The following is a 17,760-nucleotide window of genomic DNA, read 5'->3' on the forward strand; positions in this document are numbered from 1 at the left end:
ATGAATAGTTGCGATTATCGTATTTTTTGGGAAGAAACCGTAAAACAATTAAAAGATGAAATAGGCGAACAGGAAATATCCATGTGGTTCTCGCGTATTGGCTACGAGAGGGCAACGGATACCGTAATCGTTTTATCGGTACCTTCCGGTTTTTATCGCGATAATGTGCGGCAACGCTATGAACTTCTCATCGAAAAAAAGTTATTGGAGCTGCTCGGCTCTCGTATCAGTATTGAATTTGAAATAAAAGCTCCGCAGGCAATGGATATTCAGTCGGTACCTAAAAAAGATAAACCGGCAGGGATGTTAGCATCGGTTTCCCATGAACCGCAAAAGACGGCGCTGCCTGAAGAAAAAAAGAAGCACCCGCTGCTGAATGAACGTTATACATTCGATAAATTCGTGATAGATGCCGACAACCCCCTTCCGGCAAATGCTGCGATTGCCGTTTCAAAGAATCCCGGGACGGCTTATAATCCGCTGCTAATTTACGGTGGTGTAGGATTGGGCAAGACACACCTGATGCAGGCAATCGGCAATGCCTTGTATCAAACAACCAACTTGAAGATTTTGTATGCCCCGGCGGAAACCTTTACAAATGAGTATATCGCTCATGTAAATAAAAATAAAATGCATGAATTTAAAAATAAATACCGCAATGCGGATGTGTTGCTGCTTGATGATATTCACTTTTTGGAGAAAAAGGAAGGGACTCAAGAAGAGCTGTTCCACACTTTTAACGCCCTCTATGAAAATAATAAGCAAATCGTATTTACTTGCGACCGTCCGGTAGAAGAACTGAAAAACTTAACCGACCGGCTCCGCTCCCGCTTTACCCGCGGTCTGAGTATCGACTTAAAGATACCTTCGTATGAAACTCGCTGTGCTATTTTATTTAAAAAGCTTCAAGATGAACATTTTTCTGTTCCCGACGAAGTAGTACACCTAATTGCAAAGAATGTTTCTTCCAATGTCCGTGATTTGGAAAGTGCGCTCACTAAATTACAAGCGTATTCGGAGCTGACTGGTCCCGTTACGCTCGAAAATGCGCAGCGACTTTTACAAGACATGTTCGGATCTCCCCGTCAGCATAATATTTCAATCGACACGATTTTAAAAATCGTTGCCGACTATTTCGGTATCTCATATATCGATTTAAAAGGAAAAAAACGGACAAAAAATGTTTCTTTCCCACGGCAGGTGGCAATGTATCTGGCTCGTGAAATGACCGAATTTTCCACTACGGAAATCGGTGTTGAATTAGGCGGACGAGACCATTCGACAGTTATGCACGGGCATCAAAAAATAGAAACACAGACAGCGCTTGAACCTTCGCTGGAAGTTACCATCGCCGAGCTAAAAAAACGCATCACCAACGCCAACCAATAACGCTGATAAGTCTTGCTCAATCCGATATATCTGTATATCGGATTGAGTAGCGGCGTTAGTAGTTCTAAACAGTATTGAGTTTTCTTGAGGAAAACTCATAATTCAGAAATGTACTCAGGATGTATATTTCTTAACAATACCATTCTGAGGCCGTACTGAAGTAGTTTTTTGTAAATCACCTGCTAAACTGCGGCAGCGGGTTATACCGCTCGCCATAATCGTAGGTATCAAGCTGTTCGTGTTTTTTAAAGAAGTTGACAACCAGATAGGTAAAGGGTGTGCAGACAACCTCTATCGTTGTCTTAAAAAGATAATTGGAAAAAGCCATTACAATTAAAACAGAAGATGCGTACAGCCCTGAAAACGAAATCATCACAAAAATGATACTGTCCAGCAGTTCTCCGACCAAAGTGGAACCGATGGTGCGCATCCACAGGTGTTTACCGCTGGTAAGCACCTTCATTTTAGAAAGAACGGTAGAATTGCTGTACTCACCGACAAAGTAGCCGCAGATACTACCTGCGCTGATACGAGGCATTTGCAGCAAAATATTATTAAAATCGCTTTGCAGATTCCAGCCGCCCTCTGCCGGCAAAATACTCACCAGCCAGACATTGAACGCCATAAAAATGAGGACGACAAAGCCCGTCCAAATGACTTTCCGCGTATCCCGATAGCCGTATACCTCAGTCAGCACATCGCCGAAGATATACGAAAACGGGAACAGTAGTGTTCCACCGTCAAAAACAAACGGACCGATCTGCACCATTTTTACTGCCAAAATATTCGACAGAACCAATACACCGATAAAGAGTCCGGAAATAACCGGCAAGAAATTCTTTTTCTTCGTGAAGCCCTTGGCTTCATCTGTCAAAATAGTGTCATTCATTATTTTATTATAGCAAAATCGGAACAGCAGTGATATACTAAATATATCAGGGCAACCGCATCAGACAGTTACCTAATAACCCCGCAAAATAATTGGGGCTGTTCAACCTGTTCTTTTGAAAATAGAGGGGTATCTACTGTGTCGTACGGCAAAAAAGTATCCTCAACGTATCAAAGATACGCCTGCGGTGCTTTTTTGCCTATCTCCTTGTATCTACCGCTCTCTTTTCAAAAGGCTAACGAAAAGTCTCTTTTCAAAAGCGTCGGTTCTATGTGGTAAACTTTTATTCTGAATTTTTACATATTTGTCTGATGCGTTTGCCCTTCCTTAAAATAAAATACACGAAATTTTATTTAAAATTTCGTGCGAAGGTAAAAGTGTATTATCTGAGGAGGTAATATGAAAACAATACTGGTAACAGGAGCCCTCGGTCAAATCGGCAGTGAGCTGGTTATGCACCTACGCAAGACCTACGGCGGCAGCAATGTAATTGCAAGTGATGTAGTTAAAAAAGACATGCCGGAAGTCCTTGAATCCGGGCCGTTTGAGCAATTAAACGTATTGGAACCGCAGAAGGTTGCTGATGCATGTAAAAAATATAAGGTCGATACTGTTATTCACTTAGCAGCGCTCCTTTCCGCTGTTGCGGAACGCGATCCGCAAATGGCATTCAACATCAACATCCACGGATTATATAATATGCTGGAAATTGCCCGGGAAAACAAATACCGGTTCTTTGTCCCCAGCTCTATCGCAGCTTTCGGACCGGGTACTCCAAAAGATAAAACCCCGCAAGACACTATTCAGCGCCCTACCTCAATGTACGGCGTAACAAAGGTCTCAGGTGAGCTGCTCTGCGACTACTACCACAAGCGTTTCGGTGTTGACACCCGCGGCGTGCGCTTCCCCGGCCTCATCTCGTATACAACTCCTCCGGGCGGCGGCACTACCGACTATGCCGTTGACATTTATTACGAAGCGCTTAAGAACAAAAAATACGAGTGCTTTATTAAAGAAGGCACCTATATGGACATGATGTATATGCCCGATGCCCTCAAAGCAGTTCAGCAGCTTTTGGAAACAGATGAGTCAAAGTTAATCCACCGTAACGCCTTTAATATCGCCTCGATGAGCTTCACGCCGGAAATTATCGCAGCGGAAATTAAAAAGCACATCCCGGAATTCCAAATGACTTACAAGGTTGATCCCATGCGGCAGGCAATCGCCGATTCATGGCCTAACTCCATCGATGACACCTGCGCACGGAATGAATGGAACTGGAAACCCGAATACACACTGGAAACCATGACCGTCGATATGCTGGAAAAACTGAGCAAGCGGCTCGGCGTTGCGTATCACTCGGCACGGAAATAAAGAAACGTTGCAATGAGCATTAAATTTCATTGAAAAGGAGAAAACAATGAGCAACATCCACGAAATGGCTTTTTTACAACAAAAAGTACAGGAATTAAAAGATCAAGGCTTGTATAAGGTACCGGTAACGCTTGACGGGCCGAACGAAGCAGAATGCGTTATCAATGGAAAGAAAGTTATCAACCTTTCATCAAATAACTATCTGGGCTTTGCAAACCATCCACGGCTCAAGAAGGCTGCAATCACAGCTATTGAGACTTACGGAGCGGGAGCCGGTGCTGTCCGCCCCATCATCGGCAACATGAAAATCCACGATGAGCTGGAAGAACTGCTGGCAAAGTTCAAGCGGGAAGAAGCGGTACTCACCTTCCAGTCAGGTTTTAACTGCAACGCAGGGGTTATCCAAGCGGTTACTGACAAAGGCGATCTCATCCTATCCGACGAATTAAACCATGCGTCCATCATTGACGGCTCCCGCCTTTCAAAAGCCGATAAGGCAGTGTTTAAGCACTCCGACATGGCAGACTTGGAGCGGGTTTTAAAAGAAAAGCGCCCCAACTACCGCAACATCCTCATCATCACCGACGGCGTGTTCTCCATGGACGGCGACATTGCCAAGCTACCGGAAATCGTTGCACTTGCGGAAAAATACGAGTGCTTAACCTACGTGGATGACGCCCACGCAAGCGGTGTATTAGGCGAAAGCGGACGCGGCTCCGTTGACCACTTCCACCTGCACGGCAGAGTAGACTTTGCAATCGGCACCCTGTCCAAGGCAATCGGCGTTGTCGGAGGCTACGTTGCCGGTAAGCAAGTTACCATCGACTGGCTGAAAAACCGCGGCCGCCCCTTCCTGTTCTCCACCGGACTTCCCCCTGCCGCTATCGGTGCCTGTATCGAAGCCGTTAAAATGCTGATGGAATCAACCGAATACACCGACCGGCTGTGGAAAAATGCCCGCTACTTCAAAGAAAAGCTCGCTCGACTCGGCTTTAACACCGGACACAGCGAAACCCCCATTACGCCGGTCATCATTGGGGAAGAAGCGAAAACACTCGAGTTCTCCAAAAAGTTGTTTGAAAACGGCTTATTCATCGGGCCGATCGTGTTCCCCACCGTACCCAAAGGCACCGGACGTGTCCGCTGTATGGTAACGGCAGGACACACCACCGAACAGCTCGACCGCGCTATCGCTATCTTCGAAAAAGTCGGAAAAGAAATGGGCATTATCGCGTAATATTTCCTTTTGAAAATATGCATACCGTCTACGGCTTAGATTTAGATGCGATGTTTAAAATTAAGTCATTACTGTGTAAAGACTTGATTTTAAACTCGCGGGGATGTCGAAAAAGTAACCAACTTTTGAGACATCCCCATCGCTCCTGATATAACCAGCGGCATCCGTGCCGCTACTGAAAAATCCTCAACGTATCAATTTTTCCGCGCGGGCGTTAAATAAATAGCCTGCTGCGTTTACTCCGAGTCGGCCTCTTTATCTTTATATAAAAAAAGGATAGACTTAACAGCTGCCGCATTATTTGCGGCACACCTTATTTACTCAAAGAGGAACACTCATGGGAAGTTTAGACTTTTTATCTAAAGATTATCAATTTAAAAAATATAAGAATGTATACGCAGGAATGCTGCAAGGGTTTTATACGATTTTTCACGTAGATGCCAATGCGAAGAAATGTATCCTTACCATCGGCGCTTCTAAGGCAGAAAATGGAGAAGACTTGTTCGCCCTTTTGCAATCGCGGCTTTGCGAAATAAAAAAAGTAAAAACGCGTATCGATAACGCAACATTAATCTTTGAATATCCTACGCCGGCATTAGGCAATTATAAGAAAACATTTGATTTACTGAATGATACCGTTATCCCATTCCTGATAGAGAATAAGTATAAATCCGGCGGATTTATCTATGGTAAAAATGATGGAACGATACGGTTATTTCAAATAGGACTGCAATACCTGTATCTAACCGAAGCTGAGCGGGCGGAAAAAGAAGCTGATCTTACCGCTCAAAAAGAAAAAGACAAAAACACGCAAGAAAATTTTTTACTCGGTACATTGGGCGTTATCGGCGTTGCATTAGCGGGAATCATACTGTATGTTATCGTCGGAAAAATGAACCTCTATGTTTGGGCGATTCCTGCCTTGCTCAGCGCAATATCCTATGCTGTATATAAACGACTGGGGAAAAAAACAACCGTAAAAGCCATCGTTATGATTTTTATTGTGTTGTGCATCGCGCTCGCAGCGGCAACCGTATTGGAATACGGCTGGCGTATCTACGAGGTAGTACACGAGAACCCCGAGAATGAACTTATTAGTTTCTTTGATGTTTTAAAAGAAACGCCGGAGCTTATATTCACTGAACCGGACATCGCAAAGCTGGTTAGAAGAGATCTATTGATAAACGGCGGAGTCTTAATACTGTCCTCAATTCTTACAATGGTAAGCGCTTACAGGCAAGAAGTACGGTTTATCAAAATAAAAAGATTGGATTAGGTGTAAAGAGTCATTGCATTATGCTGTACCAGCTATCAGAGGAGAGCCGATATGTTCGGATTGCGATTTGTAAAATTTGAACCAAATGAGTATATTCACGTAATTAAAAAAGGACGTGTGGTAAAAAAAGGGCGCGGGCTTTCGTTTTGGTTTTATAAACCTTCGACTTCGATTATTACCGTTCCGCTTGAAACAAAAAACGTACCGTTCATGTTTGAAGAGCTTTCGAGCGATTATCAAACGCTGACCATACAAGGTGATTTGATCTATAAAATAACAGATACCGAAAAAATTATCGATCAAGTTAATTTCTCCGTCGATCTTAAAAATTATGCGTACCTCTCGGATGATCCTGAAAAATTGAGCCGGATTATTATCAATTTGGTAAATACGATGACCAAAACCGAAGTTTCCAAGCTGCCTTTGCGGGAAGCGATACAATCAATTGATCGAATTGCAGGAGCATTAAAAGAAGCGGTGCAGCACAATGAATATCTGCAAAATTTGGGAATCACAATCACAAATATCAATATTCTTTCAATCTTGCCGAACAAAGAAACAGCGCGGGCGTTGGAAGCGGAAACGCGAGAAAATATTCTGCGCGAAGCGGATGATGCGGTGTACAAGCGGCGTAATGCAGCGGTAGAGCAGGAGCGGAAAATAAAAGAAAATGAATTGAATACGCAGATCGCAGTTGAAGAAAAACAGCGGCAAATTATGGAAGCGCACATGGAGGGGAAACGAACGGTTCAAGAAAAGAAACGGGTTATTTTACAGGAAGATATGGCGTTCAAAATTAAGCAGGAGCAGGAAAATGCGAAGCTTATTGAAATTTCCGTTAAGAACAAGAAGACCGAAGCGGATATTAAAGCCTATTCGCTGAACGCCGTTCTGGAGCCGATGTCCAAGATCAATCCCGAAATTATCAAAGCGCTTTCTTCAATCGGTATGGCGCCCGAAAAGCTGATCGCAAATGCATTTACCGGGCTCGCGGAAAATGCCGGTAAAATCGGCGAGCTGAACATCAGTTCGGAACTGTTACAGCAGCTGATGAAAAAATAATGGACAGGCTGATTATTATCCGCCGTCCGACTCGTTTGGACGCGCTTGTCGCGCGGTTTAATACAAAGCAGCAGGCTCAATTTTACATCGAACATCTGAATGCGGATTTTAAGGATTATGAAGCGGAACACGAAACGTACTATGCGGTATTGGATAGGCTGGTAAAAACCGCGCAAGGTATCGGCAACGTACAAGTTATCGACTGGAAATTTTTACCGAATTTTATATTCGGCAAAAATGATACGGTTATTACCGTCGGACAGGACGGCCTTATTGCCAATACTCTGAAATATCTGGAAGCGCAAAAACTGATCGGCATTAATCCCGACCCGAGCAGGTGGGACGGCGTCCTGTCTCAGTTTTCCGTAGATGAGGCCGGAACGGTTATCAGGCAGGCATTGAATGATGAGGCAACCGTAAAGCAGGTTACCAAAGCGAAAGTACAGCTTTCCGATAATCAGGTGCTGTATGCCGTCAACGATTTTTTTATCGGTGTTAAAAATCATGCGTCGGCGCGGTATGCTATTACGGTTGACGGAGCCGTAGAAAATCAATCTTCAAGCGGCATTATCGTTTCTACGCCGCTCGGACGCTCCGGTTGGATGAAAAGCGTATTGGCAGGCGCTTCGGGAATTACCGGCCGCTTATCAAAACAATCGCTCGCAATTAAAGCGAAGTCCGTCATCGATTGGGGCAAAGAACAACTCACCTTTGCCGTGAGGGAACCGTTCCCGAGCGTCAACACCGGTACAAAGATTATTTTCGGTTCTATCACCCCCGGTACGGATTTTTGTGTCGAATCGAGGATGGGAGAAAACGGCATCATCTTTTCCGACGGCATTCAAGATGATTACCTTGATTTTAATTATTCGGTTGTCGCGCGTATTTCCATTGCAGATTCCAAAGGCAATATCGTAGTGAAATAAACACTCGGTCTTTCATTAGCATATTCTCTCAAAGGAGTAATACCATGAAAAAGATAGGCATACTCTGTGTCTTATATGTTTTTCCTACGGTTGCAATATACGCACAAAATGGCGATACCGCTTTATTAAAAGGTATTTCATATTCTATTCCTAACAATTTCTATATCATAGATTATGCCATCGGAAACTTCATTTCTAAAGAAGAGACTTCTATCATTATTTTTTGTGATGCTGTAAAAAATAAAAACGCATCAAAAACAGTGCAGAAAACATTCTTATATGAGGTTCATAACGAAAAGCCTAAATTGTGGGGAGAATTAAAAATCAATTGCTGCTATTATAATTATGAAGAAAATATGGATTCTTTTTATAAATCTTTGAAAATGGAACAGGACTTATCAGCATTAGGCAAGCCCTATCGTTTTGGTTGGGTAGGAGATTTTAATGATAATGGAATTACAGAACTTATGTTTGCTCAATCAGCATACTCAGAAGAAGGTGCGACTTTGGAGTTTTGGGAATTCCATAATGGAGCATTTAAGATAACTTTACCTGCACAAGATGATATTTGTTTTATTCTCGATGTGAATAAAAAAATGCATTCAATGAAGTTAGAAAGAAGCAAATATTCTGCTGTTATTGACAATTATGAGACAAGAATTTCAGAAATTTTTTGGGATTCAAAAAAATTTCAATATTCCGTGCAGGAATAACTAAAAATTGCTGTTGGTATATTGCACAGTTTCATTATTAGGACGGTTCAACGAGAAGTTAAGAACAGCTCCCTCAATAGCCCACATACTCAGCCGCGGGATAGATGCACCCCGCACAAGCAATATCCGCGAAGTTTCCGGGCTTCACCCGTACTGGCTTAAAATAATTTCCGGCAGCCGGTTTGATTTTTTGTATGATGCCGTCAGGACAATGAATTGAAACAGGCTCTCGTTTTTCCGGTGAATGAGATGAATGTTCCCAGGTTGCTGCGGAAGAAAACAATTCGCACACCCGCGCCAAGAAAGCGATCCGTTCTTCAAGCTCAAAGATAAAACGGGAATAAAAAGCGAGCACCCCAAAGTCATTGCCGGAAAGTGTACTTTGCTCAAGCTGCTGCAGCAAGCCGCTCAATATTAGAAAGGCAGACTTCGATTCTTGATAGCGGGTAGCGGAATACTCACAGCCATACACCTGTTGCAGCACGGTCTTGAGTGTTTCCGCATCGTTGTATATATGCACAGTTTTTTGCGTACACTGCCGGAACGCGGTTTCGACAGCAGGGCAGCAACCGTCAAGTACATACATCTTGGAAGAATACAGCAGCGGACACTTTTGCGTCGTTAAATATACCATCGTACTCTTGATTGCATCGCAGGCGGGATAATCACCGTGTTTAAAAATAAAGGCGTCCACTCCGACAATCGGCACCGGCACAAGACCGCAGCTGTAGATGAGCGCTTCGTCGATGACGGGAGACTGAGCTTCCGAATACGCAGAGCCGAACACCCCGACGATATTATCATCCGCCTGCATCCGCAGTGTTGCATCTACATACGCCTCCCTACGGAGATCGGGAGCATAGTCAATTATTTCCTGTAATGAAGCATGCTTAAAATCTAATTCCATACGCCGATCGTTTTATTCCTGTTCAAATTTTTTACGTTTCTAATTAAGTTCCCAATATCCGTTATTTCCGGTACCGATATATCGTAAATTCTCTATCTCTTTTATGGTTCTCTGGATAGTTTTTACACTTACGCCGGCACTATCTGCAATAGTTTGCCTTGTAATCTTATTATTTGACCTCACCTTTGCCTTTATAAATTCAATCAGTTCTTTCTTATTCTGAGGGACATTGTGAGGGACATTGTGAGGGACATTCTGAGGGACATTCTTTTCGCCAACCTTTTCCGTCGCAATCTTCTTGAGTGGAATAATCGTTCTGAATATATCACCTTCTTCAAAAATAGGATTTTTTCCCGAATACAGCTGTGTGTACTTATAGGTGTTACGCATACCGGAACCAAGCTCATCGGCAATCCCGATTTCCCTAAAGACTTTAGATATCGACGGATTTTTAGGAAACGGTTCGAGTTTTTGCAAATCCAATGCGCCTATCCCATGTGCTACATTGCTATTTTCGATAGTAATTTTTTCATCATCGATAATCATTTTGGCAGGGAATCCGCTTGAATAATCCCTGTGAGCTAATGTGTTGGAAACTACTTCTCGAAGTATTCTATCTCTTGCATTGACATTAACAATGCCTTCTAAAACAAACAAGTCATTCAAATGCTTTCTGCCAAAGTTGATAAGTCTATCATAACTGTCAATCAGATTGGTAATGACGACATCTCTGTCATCATATCGGTCTTTGTTCTCTACTCTAAATAGTGCATCCGTTTTATGCTGTGATAAAACGGACATAATGGCGTTGTCTTTTCCAAATAATAAAATTGCAGCTAAGGTAATACCTTCTTTATTTGTTTCCGGATCAATTAAAATTAAATTAGCCGTTCTCAAAAGTTCTTCATCATTCATACCCATCCATAAATGATTTTGATTCCTTGCAATAGCCATTCTTCGTGCTTTTTCAATTACCGCTGAGTTTAAACAATCTATTCCTAAATTAGGATAGACCTTATTTACAAAATAGGTGCTTTGTTTCCGCGCATAAAGCTTATATACCAGTTCCGCATTATCGGTAATATTTATATCACCCTCGTAAGACCTATCCCAAATGCGCCCATTGTGCCTGCACACCTGACAGCCTTTTGGTACTCTGATATAAATAAGTTTCTTTCCTTTTATGTCTATTGAAACAGGTGTTAAGTATAAAGGCGGATATATTTTTTGCGAATTATTAATAGCTGTTGTAAATTCCTTTGTTATTTTATCAACCTTGTCAGGATTAACGCCGGTAATTTCCCTTTTGTCGTTAACTCCTAATACTATATGACCGCCGTTTCTATTGTTAAAAGAACAAACGGAATCATATACGTCTTTTGATAAGGCATTCTTTGATTCTTTAAATTCAACATCTATTTTTTCACCGTTTTGAATGAGTTTCTTTATTTCTTCTGGTGTCATAATTCTCCTTATGCTGATTTTATCACGCCAAGAGCTTATTTTCCATACCGAAATATTATATTGATATCGGTATCGGAAAAGTAGTACAATCGCACCGTTAAAAAAAGACGCTGTCGGATAATGTAAGTACATTGCTCGGCATGGAGTTTTCACATTTTTATTGGGAGATTTTATGAAAAAAGCGGCTATTATCTATGCATCGGTTCATCATGGAAATACGGAAAAACTAGTTACGGCAATGGCACACGATATGCCGGTAACGCTGTTTAAGGCAGAACAAGCTCAAAATGTCGATTTTTCGGAATATGATTGTGTCGGCTTCGCTTCGGGAATATATGCGGGAAGATTTCATAAATCGATATATGCATTTTTGAAACATCACCGGCATGAATTTCCGAAATATGCTTTTGCCGTATGTACAAGTGGAATGGGAAAAGGTCGGTATGCGAAAAAATTTGCCGGTTATTTACAGGCAAACGGCTTTACCGTCTTGGGGGAGTTTGAATGCAAGGGATTTGATACTTTCGGGCCATTCAAGCTGTTCGGCGGCTTAGGCAAAGGACACCCTGATGATAAAGAGCTTGCAGACGGGGTTGAGTTTGTTAAGAAGATTATGTTAACGTCTATCTAAGTCTATAAAGGAGGATCCTATGTGTAAAAAACTCTGTTCATTAGCAATCTTAGTTGTAATGCTTGCAGCTTTGCCGGTATGGGCAGGCGGAAAGCAGGACAAAAAAACATCGGAAGGTTTTGCAACCGTAACCGATCATCAAGGCAGAACCGTTGTTATCCCCAAAAAGCCGGAGCGGATTGTCGCGCCGTTTTATATTCTCAGCAACACGGCATTGGCAATCGGCTGTCGGGAATATATCGTATCGGGTGACGGCGGAAAAGGCGGACGGCCGTTTATTAAAGAATTCGCTCCCGAGCTAGCGGATAAGCCCGCATGCGGCGGCGCAAAGAACTTGAACCTCGAAGCGGTTGCTTCTCTGTCGCCTGACCTCATTTTAGTGCCGTTTAAAGCCGCGCAGCAGCTTCCTCAAATCGAAGCGCTCGGTGTTCCCGCATTGGTTATTGAACCTGAAACGATAAAGAATTTTTTCAGCTATGTCGAAATGCTCGGCGCCGCTTCCGGTAATCGGGAACAAGCGCAAAAACTGCTCACCTTTTATAAGACCATTTTAAATGATGTCGCAGGTTTTGTAAAAGGCGAACCGGCGGTATCCGTTTATGTAGCCAGCCGCTCCGATCCTCTGAACGCGCTCAGCCCCAAGATGTTCCAAGCGGAACTCGTTGCGGCAGCAGGCGGAAAATTGGTGAGCGATGACATTACCGATGTCTATTGGACAAAAGTATCGCTGGAACAAGTGCAGAAATACGCCCCGCAGGTTATCGTTATCGCAACGGGCTCGAAGGTAACTCCGGCAGAACTCGCCGGAAAGGCTGAATGGAAGGGTATTCCCGCAGTGGATAACGGCAAGGTCTATGTATTCCCGTCAAGTGTTGATGAGTGGGATTCCCCCATTCCGTGCTCATGCCTCGGCGTTATCTGGCTTGCCGATAAACTGCATCCGGGAAAAGTTCCTGCCGGTTATTTAGCGGAAAAAACCAAGGCCTTTTATCGGGACTTCTTCGGTAAAGAAAAAGGCCTCGCCTCTCTTAATGTAAAATAAAAAGATAAAACCTTTCAATGCAGATGCGGTACCGGACTAAACTGATATGTGCAGCCTGTATAATGCCTCTGGCGGCGCTGATATTCTCGCTGAGCTGGGGGCGTTATCCGCTCTCTTTTATTAAGATACTTTCGATCCTGTTCCGCACCGATGCATTTGCGGCGATAACCACAGCCGATTACAATATCTTTATGAACATCCGGCTGCCGCGTACGCTCTTTGTCTTTCTTTCAGGAGGTGCAATCGGGTTAAGCGGGGTAAGTCTGCAAAGTCTGTTCCGCAATCCGCTGGTGGCGCCCGACATCATCGGTGTTTCTACCGGCGCTTCCCTCGGCGCGGCAATCGGTATAGTGCTGCTCCATACAAGTGCGGCAGGCATTCAGCTCTGCGCCTTTGCGGGCGGCATCGGCGCGACGTTGCTTGTGTTGCAGCTTTCGAATATCGGCGGAGAACACAGTCTGATACGCCTCGTGCTTGCAGGTGTCATCATCAATGCGCTTGCCGGAGCAGGCGTATCCCTTATCAAATACATGGCGGATCCGCTCAATGAGCTGCCTGCTCTTGAGTTCTGGCTGATGGGCTGTTTTAACATTATCACGTGGAAAAAGCTCGCCGCCTTTTTACCGATTGCCGTTGCGGGATGCAGCTTTATTATCCTGTTCCGCAGACAGCTCAATATTCTCTCGCTCGGTGATGAAGAAGCGGCGTCGCTCGGTACGCCGGTTAAAAAGATGCGGCTGCTGTTTATTATCACTTCGACATTGTTGGTTGCGAGTGTGGTGTCCGCTGCGGGTATCATCAGTTGGATCGGGCTTATTGCGCCGCATGTTATCCGGCTGCTGTTCGGCAATAACAATTACAAGGTTGCCCCGCTTTCTTTTATGTGCGGCGCCGCCCTGCTGCTGTTTGCGGATACCGTTGCTCGCTCCCTGTCCGGCAATGAGATACCGGTCAGTATTATCACGGCTGTTATCGGCGCGCCGATTCTTGCGCAGCTGATGCTCCACCGGAACAACGATATTTGGATTGGAATATGAATGCGGCTTTTGAGCTTGACGGCGTTACGGCGGTGCGGGGAACCCAGCCTATTCTGAAAGACCTCCGGCTGAATATTCCGCAGCAACAGGTTATTGCGCTGATAGGCCCTAACGGCGCGGGCAAGACCACGCTGTTGCGGCTGCTTGCCGGATTGGATAAGCCCGCCTCCGGTACGCTCTCCGTATTAGGAGAAAATGCGGCGCAGCTTACACGGAAGCGGTTCGCCCAAAAAGTATGTTACATTCCGCAGGGACATTCCGGCGTATTTACCTACACGGTACGCGACTTTGTCGTGATGGGACGTAATCCCCATCAAACCGCGCTGCAAGTCCCTTCGCAAAAAGATTGGGAATATGTCGACCATGCGCTTGAGGTATTCGGCTTAACGCAATTCGCAGACCGCTATTACAGTCAGCTCAGCTCCGGGGAATCGCGGCTTGTGATGCTTGCCCGCGGCATGGTACAGGATGCGCCCATCATCCTCTTGGATGAACCGACCGCCAATCTCGATTTTTACAACGAGCATAAGATTATGCAGATTACCCGTAAGCTTTGCACAAAAGCGCACAAGACGGTACTCGTTTCTATTCATAACCCCGCGCTTGCCTTGCAATACGCCGACCTTGTCTACTGCATTTACGGCGGAGGTATCGCAGCCGTAGAAGAAAAAACTAATCCCGATTTTGAACGCAACATCACCGCGATGCTGAATGTTATGTACGCAGAAAAAGGCTGCGGCGCTATCCGGCTCCAACGCATCGATGATATCCCGTTTGTGTATTTGAAATAACGGCAGCGCCGACCGTTTCTGTCTCCGCGGCTGCTTTATAAAACGTCCGGTTTCCTGTATACTACACTTTATGCGGGTTACTACGGAAAAGATCGTATTCGGAGGAAAAGCTCTTGCGCGGGTTGACGGGAAAACCGTGTTTATCCCCTTTGCACTTCCCGATGAAGAACTCGATATTACCGTTACGGTAAATAAACGCGATTACAGCGAAGCCGCCATTAAAAAAGTTCTTACTCCTTCTCCGCACCGGATTGAACCGCCCTGCCCGTATTTCGGACACTGCGGCGGATGTAATCTGCAAATTGCGGATGACGACTTTCAGCAATCACTCCGGCAGATAATGGTTGCAGAGCTTTTCGACAGGGCGCATATTACACCGGAACGTCCACCGATTTTTATTGCGGGACCCGCATGGGAATATCGAAATCGGTTTCAATTCCATACGGATAAAAACGGAACAATCGGGATGCATGGGGTTTCGAGCAACACGGTTATTCCCGTACGCGACTGTCCTATTGCGGCACCTGCGTTGCGTACCGTTTTGCAGCAAGGCGGACTGCAAAAACTTTTTCCTCATAATAAAAAGATGGATAAAGATCGGCTCCATGTTTTTGCACAAGATGCGGTGGTGTACAGCCCTGCCCGCCCCAATGCTTCGGCACGGGTAAATGGTACCGTACTGAACTTTAACGTATTCGGCTTTTTTCAGTCGAATATTGCAGTGCTGGAAAAACTGATTGAACCGGTATCCGATCTTCCTCGATGCACACGAATACTCGATTTTTATGCCGGCGTCGGTACGTTCTCCGCTTTTTTAACGGGCAAAGCGGCCGAACTTCACTTGGTGGAACACAACGAACGGGCACTTATCACGGCAAAGCAAAATCTTGACCGGATTATTGCGGAAAAAAACAGCCCCTGCCGATGCTTTTTCCATACAGTTTCCGATGCCGATTGGCCGGATATCCCCGCTGCACAACTCACTTATGATGCCATCGTTATCGACCCCCCGCGGCAGGGTATCCATGAACGAGTCCGTATCTATTTGGGGCAAGCAAAAATTCCGCGTATTCACTATGTTTCCTGCAACCCCGCAACCTTTGTCCGCGATGCAAAAAAACTAACCGCATTGGGGTACCGATTTATTGAGTACCGGTTATTCGACTTTTATCCGCAAACGCACCACTGCGAACTTTTAGGAATTTTTATACGATGAAAAACTCGAAGTATTTTTTAGTCACCTTATCTACAGCGATCCTTTCGTTCGTTCTTTTATTTATCCCGATAAGCCTACTTACTGCACAAACCGCACAAATAGAGCAAGCCCAATGGTCGGCGGTTATGGCGGGCGAAACACTCTGCGATCCGGTCTTACATGGAGAATATATTTATACGTTAAGCTCGGATCAGGCTCTTAACTGTATCGATTACACCGGTTCCTTTGTGTGGCGGAGAAATATTGAACGAACGATAAAACCGTTTTTGACCGTTTCCCATTCCGGTATACTGATTATTGCGGATGCGTCGAGGATGCTGCAGGCTGTTTCCGGTCAGGGGATTTATCTGTGGTCGGTGCAGCTGCCGGAGCCGGCTATCTATGCCCCTTACAGTACAACCGACGGTAGAATATGCGTACTTACGCGATCCAATCTTTACTGTTTTTCCGTAAAAGGGAAACTTAAGTGGCAGGTGAAATTATCCTCTCCGCCGGCCCGGCAGTTATGCGAAACGGGAGCAGCGTCATTATTGCTGATCCTTACGAACAAAGATTTTTTAACTATTTCCCTCACCGGACAGGTGTTAAACACAAAGACTTTAAAAAAAGATATTGCCGTACTTTCCGCTGCTCCCGGCGGGTATGTGATGAGCACCGGTGACGGCATCCTCGCCTATTACCGCAGCGAAACGGTCTCTACTGGAAACAGGAAAACAACCGCTGAAGCCGTCGCACAGCATACAACCAATGCCGGACAGAATGGAAAAACCGTAGGGCAAGAAAAAGTCGGTGCAGCAACCGACAATGGTTTTGCAGTTTGGCAAGCGCAGGAGCCCGTTCCGCTGTTTATACAAAATTCCGGCGATGAACTGGTGTGCATATATGCCGACGGTACCGTTTCGGGGCGGGACATTGCCTCAAATAAAATTAACTGGATGGCAAAGTTGAGTAGCCGCATAGCGCTTCCGGTATATTATTCCAAGACGGATGGTGAATATTATATTGCCTGTAAAAGTATAGCAGCAATTATCAGCGGAACGGGAACCGTAAAGCGGGAACAAAAAATTGCCGCCTCCGCTTTTCTGCCGGTTATTACATCAAGCGGCATCCTTATTGCCGTTGATGATTGGGTCATCAACAGCTGGCGACTGGATACAAAAATTATGCAAAGCAATCCGCAGCCGGAAGCGCCGCCTCAGTATCACATTTTGAAAACACAAGAAAAAACGCAAGTACTTCCTTTTTTCGTTCCCTATGGAGATACGGGCTCACTACTATCGAGCATCGATGAAGCCATTACAAAAGGAACACTCGGTACAAATGAAGCGGCATACGCACTTACCCTGCAAACTATTTTAACAAACAATCAGAAGGCAGCGTATTTCCCATACAATTTTACGATTTATGAGCGGGCACGGGCAGCGGAATTACTCGGACTATTAGAATCATTGGAGTATCGGACGATTTTACTCGATGAGGCATCAAAAACTTCCGACCCAACCTTAGCTGTCGCAATTATCCGTGCATTGGGATTTATTGCTGCCGACCCTGACACAAGTTCGATCGAATCGATACAACTGTTGCTACAGCGTTGTGGGGTACGCGTCTATGAACCCGCGTATGCCGCCTGTGATGCTTTGACTGAAATTGCAAAATATGGTGATAAACAGACTGCCGGTTCAGCTGTAAAAGCACTATTTACCATCGCAGCGAGTGCTTTTCCCGAAAATATTAAACAGTATGCAAGACAAAAGATAAAAACTATAGTAGAATAAAACTGAACTTTGTTTTACTGAGAAGCTCTTT

16 protein-coding genes are annotated in these 17,760 nt (G+C 44.7%); 13 read left to right on the forward strand and 3 right to left on the reverse strand.

Annotation, left to right across the window (positions count from 1 at the left end):
* Window positions 1-1,389: a chromosomal replication initiator protein DnaA gene (gene dnaA / locus ABH09_RS00005; protein ID WP_253714711.1), complete on the forward strand. Its 1,389-nt coding sequence runs from the start codon at window positions 1-3 to the stop codon at window positions 1,387-1,389.
* A gap of 175 nt (window positions 1,390-1,564) precedes the next feature.
* Here dnaA and ABH09_RS00010 read toward each other — a convergent pair whose 3' ends face one another.
* A complete protein-coding gene (locus ABH09_RS00010) occupies window positions 1,565-2,278 on the reverse strand; it encodes a queuosine precursor transporter (protein WP_253714712.1) in 714 nt (237 codons plus the stop codon).
* A gap of 399 nt (window positions 2,279-2,677) precedes the next feature.
* Here ABH09_RS00010 and ABH09_RS00015 point away from each other — a divergent pair, with 399 nt between their 5' ends.
* The 6 genes from ABH09_RS00015 to ABH09_RS00040 all read left to right on the forward strand — a co-directional run bounded on the left by ABH09_RS00015 (window position 2,678) and on the right by ABH09_RS00040 (window position 8,866).
* Entirely contained in the window at window positions 2,678-3,652 is a 975-nt protein-coding gene (locus tag ABH09_RS00015) for an L-threonine 3-dehydrogenase (protein WP_253714713.1), read from the forward strand.
* Between the two features lie 46 nt (window positions 3,653-3,698).
* Window positions 3,699-4,889 (forward strand): glycine C-acetyltransferase, encoded by a 1,191-nt coding sequence (locus ABH09_RS00020; protein ID WP_253714714.1) that lies wholly within the window; start codon window positions 3,699-3,701, stop codon window positions 4,887-4,889.
* 337 nt (window positions 4,890-5,226) lie between these two features.
* Window positions 5,227-6,165 (forward strand): hypothetical protein, encoded by a 939-nt coding sequence (locus ABH09_RS00025; protein ID WP_253714715.1) that lies wholly within the window; start codon window positions 5,227-5,229, stop codon window positions 6,163-6,165.
* Between the two features lie 51 nt (window positions 6,166-6,216).
* Complete coding sequence (locus ABH09_RS00030) at window positions 6,217-7,227, forward strand: SPFH domain-containing protein (RefSeq protein WP_162661921.1); 1,011 nt, start codon at window positions 6,217-6,219, stop codon at window positions 7,225-7,227.
* A complete protein-coding gene (locus tag ABH09_RS00035; protein WP_162661922.1) occupies window positions 7,227-8,153 on the forward strand; it encodes an NAD(+)/NADH kinase in 927 nt (308 codons plus the stop codon). The genes ABH09_RS00030 and ABH09_RS00035 overlap by 1 nt, the downstream gene beginning before the upstream one ends.
* Window positions 8,154-8,173: 20 nt before the next feature.
* Window positions 8,174-8,866 carry a hypothetical protein gene (locus ABH09_RS00040; protein ID WP_371922163.1) on the forward strand — a complete coding sequence of 231 codons (693 nt, stop codon included), beginning with the start codon at window positions 8,174-8,176 and terminating at the stop codon, window positions 8,864-8,866.
* Between the two features lie 73 nt (window positions 8,867-8,939).
* On the opposite strand, the gene ABH09_RS00045 is transcribed toward ABH09_RS00040, so the two are convergent.
* Both ABH09_RS00045 and ABH09_RS00050 read right to left on the reverse strand, forming a co-directional pair.
* Entirely contained in the window at window positions 8,940-9,773 is an 834-nt protein-coding gene (locus ABH09_RS00045) for a hypothetical protein (RefSeq protein ID WP_253714717.1), read from the reverse strand.
* Window positions 9,774-9,812: 39 nt separating this feature from the next.
* On the reverse strand, window positions 9,813-11,237 hold the full coding sequence (locus tag ABH09_RS00050) for an AlbA family DNA-binding domain-containing protein (RefSeq protein WP_253714718.1): 1,425 nt from the start codon (window positions 11,235-11,237) through the stop codon (window positions 9,813-9,815).
* Window positions 11,238-11,409: 172 nt separating this feature from the next.
* On the opposite strand from ABH09_RS00050, the gene ABH09_RS00055 reads away from it, so the two are divergent.
* From ABH09_RS00055 to ABH09_RS00080, 6 genes are all read left to right on the forward strand, one after another.
* The gene (locus ABH09_RS00055) at window positions 11,410-11,868 is read left to right on the forward strand and encodes a flavodoxin domain-containing protein (protein ID WP_253714719.1); all 459 of its coding nucleotides are present in this window, start codon (window positions 11,410-11,412) and stop codon (window positions 11,866-11,868) included.
* 19 nt (window positions 11,869-11,887) lie between these two features.
* Complete coding sequence (locus tag ABH09_RS00060; RefSeq protein WP_253714720.1) at window positions 11,888-12,910, forward strand: ABC transporter substrate-binding protein; 1,023 nt, start codon at window positions 11,888-11,890, stop codon at window positions 12,908-12,910.
* A 62-nt stretch (window positions 12,911-12,972) separates the two neighbouring features.
* Complete coding sequence (locus ABH09_RS00065; RefSeq protein ID WP_253714721.1) at window positions 12,973-13,947, forward strand: FecCD family ABC transporter permease; 975 nt, start codon at window positions 12,973-12,975, stop codon at window positions 13,945-13,947.
* Window positions 13,944-14,738 carry an ABC transporter ATP-binding protein gene (locus ABH09_RS00070; protein WP_253714722.1) on the forward strand — a complete coding sequence of 265 codons (795 nt, stop codon included), beginning with the start codon at window positions 13,944-13,946 and terminating at the stop codon, window positions 14,736-14,738. Before ABH09_RS00065 ends, ABH09_RS00070 begins: the two co-directional genes overlap by 4 nt.
* 70 nt (window positions 14,739-14,808) lie before the next feature.
* A complete protein-coding gene (locus tag ABH09_RS00075; protein ID WP_253714723.1) occupies window positions 14,809-15,954 on the forward strand; it encodes a class I SAM-dependent RNA methyltransferase in 1,146 nt (381 codons plus the stop codon).
* Window positions 15,951-17,729: an outer membrane protein assembly factor BamB family protein gene (locus ABH09_RS00080; RefSeq protein ID WP_253714724.1), complete on the forward strand. Its 1,779-nt coding sequence runs from the start codon at window positions 15,951-15,953 to the stop codon at window positions 17,727-17,729. The genes ABH09_RS00075 and ABH09_RS00080 overlap by 4 nt, the downstream gene beginning before the upstream one ends.
* The last annotated feature ends 31 nt before the right edge of the window (window positions 17,730-17,760 follow it).

Source organism: Treponema sp. OMZ 803 (assembly GCF_024181165.1).
Classification (GTDB): Bacteria; Spirochaetota; Spirochaetia; order Treponematales; family Treponemataceae; genus Treponema.